At 64.3% G+C, this 14,398-nt stretch carries 15 protein-coding genes; 8 read left to right on the top strand and 7 right to left on the bottom strand.

The features are described 5' to 3' along the window. The first annotated feature begins 224 nt into the window (after positions 1-224). The 8 genes from glyA to BM279_RS22435 all read left to right on the top strand — a co-directional run bounded on the left by glyA (position 225) and on the right by BM279_RS22435 (position 10,068). Positions 225-1,478, top strand: coding sequence for a serine hydroxymethyltransferase (gene glyA / locus BM279_RS22470; RefSeq protein WP_027904335.1), 1,254 nt, complete (start codon positions 225-227; stop codon positions 1,476-1,478). A 131-nt stretch (positions 1,479-1,609) separates the two neighbouring features. Next, positions 1,610-2,860 carry a sarcosine oxidase subunit beta family protein gene (locus tag BM279_RS22465; RefSeq protein ID WP_013793302.1) on the top strand — a complete coding sequence of 417 codons (1,251 nt, stop codon included), beginning with the start codon at positions 1,610-1,612 and terminating at the stop codon, positions 2,858-2,860. Positions 2,861-2,915: 55 nt separating this feature from the next. After that, on the top strand, positions 2,916-3,242 hold the full coding sequence (locus BM279_RS22460) for a sarcosine oxidase subunit delta (protein ID WP_013793301.1): 327 nt from the start codon (positions 2,916-2,918) through the stop codon (positions 3,240-3,242). Next, positions 3,239-6,256 carry a sarcosine oxidase subunit alpha gene (locus BM279_RS22455; protein ID WP_093507554.1) on the top strand — a complete coding sequence of 1,006 codons (3,018 nt, stop codon included), beginning with the start codon at positions 3,239-3,241 and terminating at the stop codon, positions 6,254-6,256. Before BM279_RS22460 ends, BM279_RS22455 begins: the two co-directional genes overlap by 4 nt. Then, the gene (locus BM279_RS22450; protein WP_027904338.1) at positions 6,249-6,878 is read left to right on the top strand and encodes a sarcosine oxidase subunit gamma; all 630 of its coding nucleotides are present in this window, start codon (positions 6,249-6,251) and stop codon (positions 6,876-6,878) included. The genes BM279_RS22455 and BM279_RS22450 overlap by 8 nt, the downstream gene beginning before the upstream one ends. Before the next feature lie 260 nt (positions 6,879-7,138). Beyond that, on the top strand, positions 7,139-7,996 hold the full coding sequence (purU, locus tag BM279_RS22445; RefSeq protein WP_093507552.1) for a formyltetrahydrofolate deformylase: 858 nt from the start codon (positions 7,139-7,141) through the stop codon (positions 7,994-7,996). A gap of 218 nt (positions 7,997-8,214) precedes the next feature. Then, a complete protein-coding gene (fdhA, locus tag BM279_RS22440) occupies positions 8,215-9,414 on the top strand; it encodes a formaldehyde dehydrogenase, glutathione-independent (protein ID WP_093507550.1) in 1,200 nt (399 codons plus the stop codon). Between the two features lie 219 nt (positions 9,415-9,633). Next, complete coding sequence (locus BM279_RS22435) at positions 9,634-10,068, top strand: VOC family protein (protein ID WP_093507548.1); 435 nt, start codon at positions 9,634-9,636, stop codon at positions 10,066-10,068. Positions 10,069-10,269: 201 nt separating this feature from the next. On the opposite strand, the gene BM279_RS22430 is transcribed toward BM279_RS22435, so the two are convergent. The 7 genes from BM279_RS22430 to hisI form a co-directional block, all read right to left on the bottom strand. Then, complete coding sequence (locus tag BM279_RS22430) at positions 10,270-11,163, bottom strand: acyltransferase (RefSeq protein ID WP_093507546.1); 894 nt, start codon at positions 11,161-11,163, stop codon at positions 10,270-10,272. Positions 11,164-11,427: 264 nt separating this feature from the next. Then, positions 11,428-12,135 carry a 16S rRNA (uracil(1498)-N(3))-methyltransferase gene (locus tag BM279_RS22425; RefSeq protein WP_093507544.1) on the bottom strand — a complete coding sequence of 236 codons (708 nt, stop codon included), beginning with the start codon at positions 12,133-12,135 and terminating at the stop codon, positions 11,428-11,430. Beyond that, positions 12,132-12,926, bottom strand: coding sequence for a twin-arginine translocase subunit TatC (gene tatC / locus BM279_RS22420; protein WP_093507542.1), 795 nt, complete (start codon positions 12,924-12,926; stop codon positions 12,132-12,134). Before tatC ends, BM279_RS22425 begins: the two co-directional genes overlap by 4 nt. Then, positions 12,923-13,312, bottom strand: a complete 390-nt coding sequence (gene tatB, locus BM279_RS22415; RefSeq protein WP_093507540.1) for a Sec-independent protein translocase protein TatB — start codon at positions 13,310-13,312, stop codon at positions 12,923-12,925. Before tatB ends, tatC begins: the two co-directional genes overlap by 4 nt. A gap of 8 nt (positions 13,313-13,320) precedes the next feature. Continuing rightward, on the bottom strand, positions 13,321-13,596 hold the full coding sequence (locus BM279_RS22410) for a twin-arginine translocase TatA/TatE family subunit (RefSeq protein WP_093507538.1): 276 nt from the start codon (positions 13,594-13,596) through the stop codon (positions 13,321-13,323). Between the two features lie 24 nt (positions 13,597-13,620). Continuing rightward, positions 13,621-13,962 (bottom strand): phosphoribosyl-ATP diphosphatase, encoded by a 342-nt coding sequence (locus tag BM279_RS22405; RefSeq protein ID WP_075929721.1) that lies wholly within the window; start codon positions 13,960-13,962, stop codon positions 13,621-13,623. Continuing rightward, positions 13,955-14,356, bottom strand: a complete 402-nt coding sequence (hisI, locus tag BM279_RS22400) for a phosphoribosyl-AMP cyclohydrolase (protein WP_093507536.1) — start codon at positions 14,354-14,356, stop codon at positions 13,955-13,957. The genes BM279_RS22405 and hisI overlap by 8 nt, the downstream gene beginning before the upstream one ends. Positions 14,357-14,398: the final 42 nt, after the last annotated feature.

The following is a 14,398-nucleotide window of genomic DNA, read 5'->3' as shown; positions in this document are numbered from 1 at the left end:
TGGCGTAACAGGCCGTTTTTAACGCAGCAATGGCAACGTAGGTAGTTTTTCATCGGCCTGCTCAGGCATGCACAAATGCGACGCTCAGGCATGTCGCAAACGCAATCTCCCGTGGCGTACATAGGCATCTGGCTCGCCAGGGCCAGTCATACCATCGCTGCAACAAGACTCATACCGAGCAACCGCCAGATGCGGCGCCGCGAGGCGCCCCGGGGAGATACGTGATGTTCAGCAAGCAAGATCAGATTCAAGGCTACGATGACGCCCTGCTCAGTGCCATGCAGGCCGAGGAGCGTCGTCAGGAACATCACATCGAGCTGATTGCCTCGGAAAACTACACCAGCAAGCGCGTGATGGAAGCCCAGGGCAGCGGCCTGACCAACAAGTACGCCGAAGGCTATCCGGGCAAGCGCTACTACGGTGGCTGCGAGCATGTGGATAAGGTCGAGGCGCTGGCCATCGAGCGCGCCAAGCAGCTGTTCGGCGCCGACTACGCCAACGTGCAGCCGCACTCCGGCTCTTCCGCCAACTCGGCTGTCTACCTGGCACTGCTGCAGCCCGGCGACACCATTCTGGGCATGAGTCTGGCCCACGGCGGCCATCTGACCCACGGCGCCAAGGTGTCGTCCTCGGGCAAGCTGTACAACGCCGTGCAGTACGGCATCGATACCGATACTGGGTTGATCGACTACGACGAAGTCGAGCGTCTGGCCGTCGAGCACAAGCCGAAGATGATCGTCGCCGGCTTCTCGGCTTACTCCAAGACACTGGATTTCCCGCGTTTCCGCGCCATTGCCGACAAGGTCGGCGCGTATCTCTTTGTCGACATGGCTCACGTAGCGGGTCTGGTCGCCGCCGGCCTGTACCCGAACCCGGTGCCGCTGGCTGACGTGGTCACCACCACCACCCACAAGACCCTGCGTGGCCCGCGTGGCGGGCTGATCCTCGCCAAGGCCAACGAAGAGATCGAGAAGAAGCTCAACGCTGCCGTATTCCCGGGCGCCCAGGGCGGCCCGCTGATGCACGTGATCGCCGCTAAGGCGGTGTGCTTCAAGGAAGCGCTGGAGCCCGGCTTCAAGGAGTACCAGGCCCAGGTGATCAAGAACGCCCAGGCCATGGCCCAGGTGTTTATCGACCGCGGTTTCGATGTGGTCTCCGGCGGCACCGACAACCACCTGTTCCTGCTCTCGCTGATCAAGCAGGGCATCACCGGGAAGGACGCCGACGCCGCTCTGGGCCGCGCCGGCATCACCGTCAACAAGAACGCCGTACCCAACGACCCGCAGTCGCCGTTCGTGACCTCGGGCCTGCGCATCGGCACGCCAGCGGTCACCACCCGCGGCTTCAAGGAAGCCCAGTGCCGTGAACTGGCAGGCTGGATCGCCGACATCCTCGAGCACCTCGGCGACGCCGATGTCGAGGCCCAGGTGGCTGGTCTGGCCGCGGGTCTGTGCGCCGATTACCCGGTTTACCGCTGAGACACAGTCGTTACGTAGAGGCGCAGGTTCGGCACCGTAGGATGGGTGCAACCCATCAGCAATCGATGGGTTGCACCCATCCTACGGTTTAAGCACTCCCTCTACAGGCAAGCAGAATTCAGGAGTTACCCATGCAGCGCTATTCCGGCTTTGGCCTGTTCAAGCATTCTTTCAGCCACCATGAAAACTGGCAGCGTATGTGGCGCAACCCGACGCCCAAGCCGGTTTACGACGTGGTCATCGTCGGCGGTGGCGGCCACGGCCTGGCCACGGCCTATTACCTGGCCAAGGAGTTCGGCGTGAAGAACGTCGCCGTGGTCGAGAAGGGCTGGCTGGGCGGCGGCAACACCGCGCGCAACACCACCATCGTGCGTTCCAACTACCTGTGGGACGAGTCCGCGCACCTCTACGAGCACGCGATGAAGCTGTGGGAAGGCCTGTCCCAGGATCTGAACTACAACGTCATGTTCTCCCAGCGCGGCGTGTTCAACCTTGGCCATACCCTGCAGGACATGCGCGACATCGAGCGCCGGGTCAGCGCCAACCGCCTCAACGGTATCGATGGCGAAGTGGTCGATGCCAAGCAGGTGGCGGAGATGATTCCGTACCTGGACTGCTCGAAGAACACCCGCTACCCGGTGCTCGGCGCTTCGCTGCAGCGCCGTGGCGGCGTTGCCCGTCACGACGCCGTGGCTTGGGGCTTCGCCCGCGCGGCCGACGCCCTGGGCGTCGACCTGATCCAGCAGACCGAAGTGATCGGCTTCCGCAAGCAGGACGGCGCGGTGATCGGCGTGGAAACCAGCAAGGGCTTCATCGGCGCCAAGCGTGTCGGCGTGGTCGCCGCCGGTAACTCCGGGCACCTGGCCAAGCTCGCCGGCTTCCGCCTGCCGCTGGAATCGCACCCGCTGCAGGCGCTGGTCTCCGAGCCGATCAAACCCATCATCGACACGGTGATCATGTCCAACGCCGTGCACGGCTACATCAGCCAGTCGGACAAAGGCGACCTGGTCATCGGCGCCGGCATCGACGGCTACAACGGCTACGGCCAGCGCGGCTCCTACCCGACCATCGAACACACCCTGCAGGCCATCGTCGAGATGTTCCCGGTGCTCTCGCGGGTACGCATGAACCGCCAGTGGGGCGGCATCGTCGACACCACGCCGGACGCCTGCCCGATCATCGCCAAGACGCCGGTCAAGAACCTTTATTTCAACTGCGGCTGGGGCACCGGTGGCTTCAAGGCCACGCCGGGCTCGGGCAACGTGTTCGCGGCCAGCCTCGCCAAAGGCGAGATGCATCCGCTGGCCAAGGCCTTCTCCATCGAGCGCTTCCACAACGGCGCGCTGATCGACGAGCACGGCGCAGCCGGTGTGGCGCACTGATTAAGGCGCCCTCTCTTGCTGAGAGAGGGACGATGGTTTTCTGGAGGTCCCGAACATGCTGCACATCTTCTGCCCACACTGTGGCGAACTGCGTTCCGAAGAAGAATTCCACGCCGGTGGCCAGGCACACATCGCCCGCCCGCTGGACCCCAACGCCTGCACCGACGAGGAGTGGGGCGAGTACCTGTTCTTCCGCGACAACCCGCGCGGCATCCACCACGAGCTGTGGATTCACGCCGCCGGCTGCCGTCAGTACTTCAACGTCACCCGTCACACGGTGAGCTACGAGATTCTCGAAACCTACAAGATCGGCGAGCGCCCCAGCGTGACTGAGGCCACCGTCGCCGCGAAAAAGGCCGCTGACCAAGGAGTAACGGCATGAGCCAGGTCAATCGTCTTTCCCAGGGTGGCCGCATCGACCGCAGCCAGCCGCTGACCTTCAACTTCAACGGCCAGAGCTACCAGGGCTACGCCGGTGACACCCTGGCCGCCGCGTTGCTGGCCAACGGCGTCGACGTGATCGGCCGCAGCTTCAAGTACTCGCGCCCGCGCGGCATCGTCGCCGCCGGTGCCGAAGAGCCCAATGCCGTGCTGCAGATCGGCTCCACCGAGGCCGCGCAGATCCCCAACGTGCGTGCCACCCAGCAGGCGCTGTACCAGAACCTGACCGCCACCAGCACCAACGGCTGGCCGAGCGTGAACACCGACCTGATGGGCATTCTCGGCAAGGTCGGCGGCGGCATGATGCCGCCCGGGTTCTACTACAAGACCTTCATGTACCCGCAGAACCTGTGGCTGACCTACGAGAAGTACATCCGCAAGGCCGCCGGCCTCGGTCGTTCGCCGAAGGAAAACGACCCGGACATCTACGACTACATGAACCAGCACTGCGACGTGCTGGTGGTCGGCGCAGGTCCCGCCGGCCTGGCCGCAGCCTTGGCTGCCGGTCGTAGCGGCGCGCGGGTGATCCTCGCCGACGAGCAGGAAGAGTTCGGTGGCAGCCTGCTGTCCACCCGCGAGATGCTCGACGACATGCCGGCCGCCGACTGGGCCGCCAAGGCCATCGCCGAGCTGGAAGGCATGCCGGAAGTGACCCTGCTGCCGCGCGCCACGGTCAACGGCTACCACGACCACAACTTCCTGACCATTCACCAGCGCCTCACCGACCACCTCGGCGAAGTCGCACCCATGGGCCAGCCGCGTCAGCGCCTGCACCGTGTGCGTGCCGGCCGCGTGGTATTGGCCACCGGCGCCCACGAGCGCCCGCTGGTGTACGGCAACAATGACGTGCCCGGCAACATGCTGGCCGACGCCGTGTCGACCTACGTGCGCCGCTACGGCGTGGCGCCTGGCCAGAAGCTGGTGCTGTCGACCAACAACGATTACGCCTACCGCGTGGTACTCGACTGGCTCGATGCCGGCCGCCAGGTGGTGGCCGTTGCCGACGCGCGCAACAACCCGCGCGGCAGCTGGGTCGAGGAAGCGCGCCGGCGTGGCGTGCGGGTGCTCACCGGCAGCGCCGTGGTCGAAGCGCGCGGCAGCAAGCGCGTCACCGGTGCGCGCATCTGCGCCATCGACGCCGCCAAGCACAAGGTCACCAGCCCAGGCGAGACCGTTGATTGCGACCTGATCGTCAGCTCCGGCGGCTACAGCCCGGTGGTGCACCTGGCCTCGCACCTGGGCGGCCGCCCGGTGTGGCGCGAGGACATCCTCGCTTTCGTACCCGGTGAAGGCTTCCAGAAGCGTTACTGCGCCGGTGCCGTCAACGGTGTGTTCGGCATGGGCGACAGCCTCGCCGATGGTTTCGAGGCCGGCGCCAAGGCGGCTGCCGATGCGGGCTTCCAACCGGTCACCGGCACCCTGCCGAAAGCCGAGAAGCGCATCGAGGAAGCCTCGGTCGCGCTGTTCCAGGTGCCGCACGATAAAGGCACCTCGCGGGCGCCGAAGCAGTTCGTCGATCAGCAGAACGACGTCACTGCCGCCGGCATCGAGCTGGCCACCCGCGAGGGCTTCGAGTCGGTCGAGCACGTCAAGCGCTACACCGCGCTGGGCTTCGGTACCGATCAGGGCAAACTGGGCAACATCAACGGTCTGGCCATCGCCGCCCGCTCGCTGGGCATCAGCATCAGCGAAATGGGCACCACCATGTTCCGCCCGAACTACACCCCGGTGACCTTCGGCGCCATCGCCGGCCGTCACTGTGGTGAGCTGTTCGAGCCCAAACGCTACACCGCTCTGCAGAAGTGGCACCTGCAGCAGGGCGCTGAGTTCGAGGACGTCGGCCAGTGGAAACGCCCCTGGTACTTCCCGAAGAACGGTGAGGACATGCACGCCGCCGTGGCCCGCGAGTGCAAGGCCGTGCGTAATGCGGTGGGCATTCTCGACGCCTCGACCCTCGGCAAGATCGACATCCAGGGCCCGGATGCCCGCCAGTTCCTCAACCGCGTGTACACCAACGCCTGGACCAAGCTGGACGTAGGCAAGGCCCGCTACGGCCTGATGTGCAAGGAAGACGGCATGGTCTTCGACGACGGCGTCACCGCCTGTCTGGCCGACAACCATTTCGTCATGACCACCACCACAGGCGGCGCCGGCCGCGTGCTGGAGTGGCTGGAAATCTACCACCAGACCGAATGGCCGGAGCTGAAGGTGTACTTCACCTCGGTCACCGACCACTGGGCGACCATGACCCTGTCCGGCCCCAACAGCCGCAAGCTGTTGGCCGAAGTCACCGACATCGACCTGGACAAGGACGCCTTCCCGTTCATGACCTGGAAGGAAGGCAAGGTCGGCGGCGTGCCGGCTCGCGTGTTCCGCATCTCCTTCACCGGTGAGCTCTCCTACGAAGTCAACGTGCAGGCCGACTACGCCCTGGGCGTGCTCGAGCAGATCGCCGAGGCCGGCAAGAAACACGGCCTGACGCCTTACGGCACCGAGACCATGCACGTGCTGCGCGCCGAGAAGGGCTTCATCATCGTCGGCCAGGACACCGACGGCTCGGTCACCCCGGACGACCTGGGCATGGGCTGGTGCGTGGGTCGTACCAAGCCGTTCTCCTGGATCGGCTGGCGCGGCATGAACCGTGAGGACTGCCTCAAGGAAAACCGCAAGCAGCTGATCGGCCTCAAGCCGGTGGATCCGAACAAGGTGCTGCCCGAAGGTGCGCAGCTGGTGTTCGATCCCAAGCAGTCGATTCCAATGACCATGGTCGGCCACGTCACCTCCAGCTACATGAGCGCCGCGATGGGCCATTCCTTCGCCATGGCCCTGGTTCGTGGCGGCCTCAAGCGCATCGGCGAGCGGGTGTTCGCGCCGCTGGTCGATGGCAGCGTGATCGAAGCCGAAATCGTCAGTCCCGTGTTCTATGACCCGAAAGGGGACCGCCAGAATGTCTAACGTCAACGTCTACAAGCAACGCCCCGACGACATCGCCGGGCAATCGCCGCTGCACCACGCCGGCCTGCACGAACTGGCCGGCAAGGGCCGCGCCGGCGCCGGGGTGACGCTGCGCGAGAAGAAACTGCTGGGCCATCTGGTACTGCGCGGTGACGCCGCCGATGCCAACTTCGCCGGCGGCGTGCACAAGGCCCTGGGCCTGGAACTGCCGAGTGCACTGACCCTGGTGGCCAACGGCGACACTTCGCTGCAATGGCTGGGCCCGGATGAATGGCTGCTGATCGTGCCTGGCGGCAGCGAGTTCGAAGTAGAGGGCAAGCTGCGCGCCGCTCTGGATGGCCAGCACATCTCGGTGGTCAACGTCAGCGGCGGGCAGACCCTGCTGGAGCTGTCCGGGCCGAAGGTGCGCGAGCTGCTGATGAAATCCAGCAGCTACGACGTGCACCCCAAGAACTTCCCGGTGGGCAAAGCCGTCGGCACCGTGTTCGCCAAATCCCAGCTGGTTATCCGCCGTACCGGCGAGGAGACCTGGGAACTGCTGATCCGCCGCAGCTTCTCCGACTATTTCTGGCTGTGGCTGCAGGATGCCAGCGCCGAGTACGGGTTGGCTGTGGAGGCTTGAGGACGTTGGAACCGTAGGGTGGACGACGCTTTTTTCGTCCACCTTGGGATCGCAAGGGTGGATGGGTCGGGCCGCGTAGGTGAAGCGTCATCCACCCTAAGTGACTGGGGGGCATGCCCGCTCTCACATTATCGAGTACAGACCCCGCTCCTGCTTTGCTTCACCACTCCCAAAGGCTGCGCACAAGCGCAGCCAACGACGCTCCCCGTCGTGCACTGCCGGTCGGCGCATGGGAGCGATCTGCATAAGGAATCGCTTTCATGAGCCGCACCCCCGACACCTGGATTCTCACCGCACACTGCCCGAGCCTCCTGGGCACCGTGGATGTGGTGACCCGCTACCTGTTCGAGCAGGGCTGCTACGTCACCGAGCACCACAGCTTCGATGACCGCCTGGCCAGCCGCTTCTTCATTCGGGTGGAATTTCGCACCCAGGCCGATTTCGACGAAGCGACCTTCCTCGCCGGCCTGAACGAGCGCACTGCGCCGTTCGACATGCGCACCGAGCTGACGCCACCGGGCTACCGCGCCAAGGTGGTGATCATGGTGTCCAAGGCCGACCACTGCCTCAACGACCTGCTCTATCGCCAGCGCACCGGCCAGTTGCCGATGGACATCACCGCCATCGTCTCCAACCACCCCGACCTCAAGCCGCTCGCTGACTGGCACGGCATTCCGTACCACCACTTTCCTCTCGACCCCAACGACAAACCCGCCCAGGAGCGCCGGGTGATGCAGGTGGTCGAGGACACCGGCGCCGAACTGGTGGTGCTTGCCCGCTACATGCAGGTGCTGTCCGCCGATCTGTGCCGCAAGCTGGACGGTCGGGCGATAAACATCCACCACTCGCTGCTGCCCGGCTTCAAAGGCGCCAAGCCGTACCACCAGGCGTACCAGAAGGGCGTCAAGCTGGTCGGCGCCACGGCGCACTTCATCAACAACGATCTGGACGAAGGCCCGATCATCACCCAGGGGGTGGAAAGCGTCGATCATGCGCACTACCCCGAGGATCTGGTGGCAAAAGGCCGCGATATCGAATGCCTGACCCTGGCCCGCGCAGTCGGTTACTTCCTCGAACGGCGGGTATTCCTCAACGCCAATCGCACCGTAGTCCTTTAACCGGAGGCGGTGCCGCACAGAGAACGGCGGCTGTCGGTTTTGCATCCGCGGCCGCGCCACACGCTAGCTAGTCTGGCTAGACCATTCGCGCTGCCCTCACCGTCAGCGCGACAGCTCGGTAGCCGTCCTGCCCTTACCGGCGGGTGCCGAGACAGACGCTTCAATACTCCATTGCAAGACCTACGCGCCTTGCATCCACAAGAAGAAAGGAGATTCATATGTCTGGTAATCGCGGTGTCGTCTATCTCGGCACAGGCAAGGTCGAAGTCCAGAAGATCGACTATCCGAAGATGCAGGATCCGCGCGGTCGCAAGATCGAGCACGGCGTCATCCTCAAGGTCGTTTCCACCAATATCTGCGGCTCCGACCAGCACATGGTGCGTGGCCGTACCACCGCTCAGGTCGGCCTGGTGCTCGGCCACGAGATCACCGGCGAGGTGGTCGAGAAGGGTAGCGACGTCGAAAGCCTGAAGATCGGTGATCTGGTTTCCGTTCCGTTCAACGTCGCCTGCGGCCGTTGCCGCTCCTGTAAAGAGCAGCACACCGGTGTGTGCCTGACCGTCAACCCGGCCCGTGCCGGCGGCGCCTACGGCTACGTCGACATGGGCGACTGGACCGGCGGCCAGGCCGAGTACGTGCTGGTGCCTTACGCCGACTTCAACCTGCTCAAGCTGCCGGACCGCGACAAGGCCATGGAGAAGATCCGCGATCTGACCTGCCTATCCGACATTCTGCCCACCGGCTATCACGGCGCGGTGACCGCCGGTGTTGGCCCGGGCTCCACCGTATACGTGGCCGGTGCCGGCCCGGTCGGTCTGGCCGCCGCCGCCTCGGCGCGCCTGCTCGGCGCCGCGGTGGTAATCGTCGGTGACGTCAACCCGGTGCGCCTGGCCCATGCCAAGGCCCAGGGTTTCGAAATCGCCGACCTGTCCAAGGACACCCCGCTGCACGAACAGATCGCCGACCTGCTCGGTGAGCCGGAAGTCGATTGCGCCGTCGACGCGGTGGGCTTCGAGGCCCGCGGTCATGGCCATGCGGGTGCCCAGCACGAAGCACCGGCCACCGTACTCAACTCGCTGATGCAGGTCACTCGCGTGGCCGGCAAGATCGGTATCCCCGGCCTGTATGTCACCGAAGATCCGGGCGCGGTGGACGCGGCAGCCAAGATCGGCAGCCTGAGCATCCGTTTCGGCCTCGGCTGGGCCAAGTCGCACAGCTTCCACACCGGCCAGACCCCGGTGATGAAATACAACCGTGCATTGATGCAGGCCATCATGTGGGACCGCATCAACATCGCCGAAGTGGTTGGCGTACAGGTGATCAGCCTGGACGACGCTCCGCGCGGTTACGGCGAGTTCGATGCCGGCGTGCCGAAGAAATTCGTCATCGACCCGCACAAGACCTTCAGCGCCGCCTGAAGCTGAAAAGCGGAGCCCAAGGGCTCCGCTTTTTCTTGCTGATCGTGCCCGCGCTCTGCGTGGGCATTCCGCCCGTGACGCTATGCGTCACGATTTACGGTACGGACGCAGAGCGTCCTGCCAACGCGTTCCCACGCAGAGCGCGGGAACGATCACCTTTTTCTTTCGACGGCCGGTTCGGCTGCTACCCTGTCAGGCTCGACCTGCAAGGAGCACCTCATGAGCTTTGACCGACGGATTTCCCTGATCACCCTGGGCGTGGCCGATGTACAGGCCAGCGCCGCCTTCTACGAGCGCCTGGGCTGGACGCGCTCGTCCGCGTCCCAGGAACAGATCGTGTTCATCAAGCTCAAGGGCCTTGCCCTGGGGTTGTTCTCGCGCGACGAGCTGGCGAAGGACGCCAATCTGCCTGAAGCAGCGCCAGTGGGCTTTTCCGGCATTACCCTGGCGCACAATCTGGAAAGCCCCGAGGCCGTCGACGCCGCCATGGCGCTCGCTGTCGCCTCGGGAGCGCGGCAGGTCAAGGCGCCGGAGAAGGTGTTCTGGGGTGGTTACTCGGGTTACTTCGCCGACCCGGACGGCCATCTCTGGGAACTGGCGCACAATCCCTTCGCGCCGCTCGACGAAGCCGGCCATATGATCCTGCCGGACTGATGCAGTCGTTTCCTGTTTACGATTAGTGCCTGAAGCGGCAGGTACAAGGCAAAAGCGGCCGTCACCGATCTATTGTGGGAGCGGGCCATGCGCGCGAAAAATCGCGGGCATGGCCCGCTCCCACAGGTACTGCACCGATGGCCGCTCTCGCAAATTTTTTGCCAATATGACCAAGTCTGGGCCGAGAGGTCATAGACAGGATCAGCCCTTGGCTTCCTGCTTCAATCGGGTGATCAGCGCATCCTTCTCCTCCCACAAGCCGCTGACCCAGTCCTGCACGTACAGGCGGAAGTCCGGGTCGTTCTGGTAGTCACCCTGCCACAGCGCCGGCTCCAGCGGCCGCGTGCGGATATCCATGATGACCTTTGGCACCTGGCCGCTGATCAGCTTCCAGAAACCGGGCGGCGTGTCCTCGGCATAAACGATGGTGACATCCAGAATCGCGTCGAGCTGCTCGCCCAGGGCCGCGAGTACGAAGGCCACCCCGCCGGCCTTGGGCTTAAGCAGGTGCTGATAGGGCGAGCCCTGCTGGGCCTGCTTGGCGGGGGTGAAGCGCGTGCCTTCCAGGTAGTTGACCACGGTAACCGGCAGATCCCGGAATTTCTCGCAGGCGCGGCGGGTGATTTCCAGGTCCTGACCCTTGAGGTGCGGGTGCTTCTCCAGCTTGGCCTTGCTGTAGCGCTTCATGAAGGGGTAATCCAGCGCCCAGAACGCCAGGCCGAGAAACGGCACCCAGATCAGCTGCTGCTTGAGGAAGAACTTGAAGTAAGGCGTCTTGCGGTTGAAGGCTTGCACCAGTGCGGGAATGTCGACCCACGACTGGTGGTTGCTGATGACCAGGTAGGAGGTGTCCTGACGCAGCTCGGCGTTGCCGCGGATATCCCACTGGGTCGGCGTGAGCGCCGCAAAGATGCGCTTGCAGTTCTCCGCCCAGGCTTCGGCGATATGCATAACCTGACGCGAGCAGGCCGCCTTCAGCGCCTGGCCGGGCAGCACGAACTTGCCGAGGGCGATGAGCATCATCGGCCCGATGAGGATCAGCGTGTTGAGCAGCAACAGCAGGATGACGGTGATGCCGGTGAGCAGACGGCGCATGACAGCTCCTTGAGGGCGCGAGGTATTCATCATAGGCAGAGCGCATGCTGGCGCCAAATGGCTGCTTGGGGCAAGGCGTTACCGGATGTCCCGTTGATAAGCGATGGCTTTGGTAAGGCAGGAGCGGACATCAGGTGCTGCTGCTTTTGTAGGAGGGGCTTTAGCCCCGAGCAGTATTAGGGTGCAAAGAGCTCGGGGCTAAAGCCCCTCCTACGGATTACGCGAAAGGCCGCTCTCGCCCTTGAGGCGCCCTCGAGCTACCGCTCAGAACAACCGAGCCAATAGCGCCGTCACCGCCGTCTCCACCCGCAAGATCCGCTCCCCCAGCTGCACCGGCTTGAGACCGGCCTCGGCCAGCTTGTCCACTTCGTAGGGAATCCAGCCGCCTTCCGGGCCGATGGCCAGGGTTACCGATTGCTGAACGGCGCGTGGGCAGGCCGGGTAGTCGCCGGGGTGCCCGGTCAGGCCGAGCGTGCCGGCGGCCAGCTGCGGCAGGCGATCTTCGACGAAAGGCTTGAAGCGCTTCTCGATGATCACCTCGGGCAGCACGGTATCGCGGGCCTGCTCCAGGCCGAGGATCAGCTGCTCGCGAATCGCTTCCGGTTCCAGAAAGGGTGTCTGCCAGAAGCTTTTCTCCACCCGGTAGCTGTTGAGCAGCACCAGCCGCGGCACGCCCATGGCGCTGACGCTCTGCAGCACGCGCTTGAGCATCTTCGGGCGCGGCAGGGCGAGCAGCAGGGTGATCGGCAGTTTGGCCGGTGGCGGCTGGTCGAAGGCGACCTGCAGTTCCGCGCTCGTGGCATCGAGCTGCAGCAACTGGCCGCGGCCCATCTGCCCGCCGAGGCGGCCGACACGCAAGGTATCGCCGTTCTCGGCGCGGTGCACATCGTTGAGATGGGTCAGTCGCCGGCCGCTCAGGCGCACCCGGTCGGCGGCGATGAAGTCACCGTCCTCGAGCAGCAGCAGGTTCATGGTTGGACGCTGGGCGGCTGGTCGGTCGGTGCGTTGTCGTCTTCTTCATCCGGCTCACCACGGCGCGTGCGCACCATGCTGCCAGCCAAGATGCCCAACTCGAACAGCAGCCACATCGGCACGGCGAGCAGGGTCTGGGAGAAGATGTCCGGCGGGGTGAGGATCATGCCGACCACGAAACAGCCGATGATCACGTAGGGACGGATCTTGCGCAGGTAGTCGACGTCGACCACGCCGATCCAGATCAGCAGCACCACGGCCACGGGAATTTCGAAGGCCACGCCGAAGGCGAAGAACAGCGTCATCACGAAGTCGAGGTAGCTGGCGATGTCGGTCATCATCGACACGCCTTCGGGCGTCACGCTGGCGAAGAAGTGGAAGATGATCGGGAACACCAGGAAGTAGGCGAAGGCCATGCCGGCGTAGAACAGGATGATGCTGGAGACCAGCAGCGGAATGGCGATGCGCTTCTCGTGCTTGTACAGCCCTGGTGCGATGAAACCCCAGACCTGATGCAGGATCACCGGCATGGCCAGGAACAGCGCGACGATCATGGTCAGCTTGAAGGGTGTGAGGAACGGCGAGGCCACGTCGGTGGCGATCATCGTCGCGCCTTCGGGCAAGTACTGGCGCAGCGGCGCCGAGACCAGGGTGTAGATCTTCTGGGCGAAGTAGAACAGGCAGGCGAAGATCAGGAAGATCGCTGCCACGCAGCGCAGCAGGCGAGTGCGCAACTCGGCAAGGTGGGAAACCAGCGGCATTTCCTGGTCGTTGTCGGGCATTCGACTCATGGTTGCGGCGTCTTGTCCTGGCTGGCGGCGGGTGTCGGGGCGGCCTGAGTGGCGGGCACCGGTGCGGGCTCGGCCGGCGCTTGTGCAGTGGGCTCGACGCCCGGTGGTGGCGGCAGGCTGGCCTGGGGCGCGGGCGGCAGGATGTCGTTCTTGACCGCCTGCATCTCGCGCTCCAGTTCGAGGATGCGTTCGTTATGCAGTTGCCGACGGATCTCGTCGGCGCCAATCTCGCGCTCGACTTCTTCCTTGATCGAATTGAAGCTGCGTTTGATACGCCCGATCCACAGCCCCGCCGTGCGTGCGGCACCAGGCAGGCGCTCGGGGCCGAGCACCAGTAGGGCGACCAGAGCGACCAGCAGCAGCTCGCTGAAACTGATACCGAACATGGTTTGCCTCAGTCTTTACGCAGCGGTTCTTCGACCTTGCTGGCCTGGCCTTCAACGGTGTGCGGCTGGTTCAGCGGCGCCTGCTGCTGGTACGGCTGTTGCGGTTGCTGCGGCTGTTGTGCGTGCGGGTCGCTCGGCTTGCCGTCTTCCTCGTTCATCGCCTTGCGGAAACCCTTGATGGTTTCACCGAGGTCCGAACCCAGGTTCTTGAGTTTCTTGGTACCGAACACCAGCACCACGACGATCAGAATGACGACCCAGTGTTTCCAGTCGAAAATGCCCATGTCTCGTTATCCTCGTCAGCGTCTTTATTGAGTGTCACTGTCGCTGCGCGCGGCTTTTTCCGCGTGCCCCGACAGGCCAAAACGGCGATCCAGTTCATCGAGCACCGCCTGCGGGTGCTGATCCAGCGCGGCCAGCATGACCAGGCTGTGGAACCACAGATCGGCGGTTTCGTAGATCAGGTCGCTGCAGTCGCCGCTGCTGGCGGCGTCCTTGGCGGCCAGGATGGTTTCCACCGATTCCTCGCCGACCTTCTCCAGAATCTTGTTCAGGCCCTTGTGGTACAGGCTGGCCACGTACGAGCTGTCCGGCGCCGCGCCCTTGCGCGACTCCAGCACCTCGGCCAGGCGCTTGAGGGTATCAGTCATGGCGATGCTCCGGCGAATAGATGGTGTGCGGATCTTTCAGCACCGCATCGACGGTTTTCCAGGCACCGTTCTCGAACACCCGGTAGAAGCAGCTCTCGCGGCCGGTATGGCAGGCGATGCCGCCCAGTTGCTCGACCATCAGCACGATCACGTCGGCGTCGCAGTCCAAGCGCAGCTCATGCAGCTTCTGCACGTGGCCGGACTCCTCGCCCTTGCGCCACAGCTTGCCGCGCGAACGTGACCAGTAGATGGCACGCTGCTCGCTGGCGGTCAGTTCCAGGGCTTCGCGGTTCATCCAGGCCATCATCAGGATGCGCCCGGTCTGATGGTCCTGGGCGATGGCCGGGATCAGGCCGTTGTCGTCCCACTTGATTGCATCTAGCCAGTCGTTCATTGCATTTCCATCTTCAATCGAAGCCAAGTGTGCCAGCCGGGG

It is taken from the genome of Phytopseudomonas straminea (genome assembly GCF_900112645.1).
Classification (GTDB): Bacteria; Pseudomonadota; Gammaproteobacteria; order Pseudomonadales; family Pseudomonadaceae; genus Aquipseudomonas; species Aquipseudomonas straminea.
This window is presented reverse-complemented; position numbering and strand designations above follow the sequence as displayed.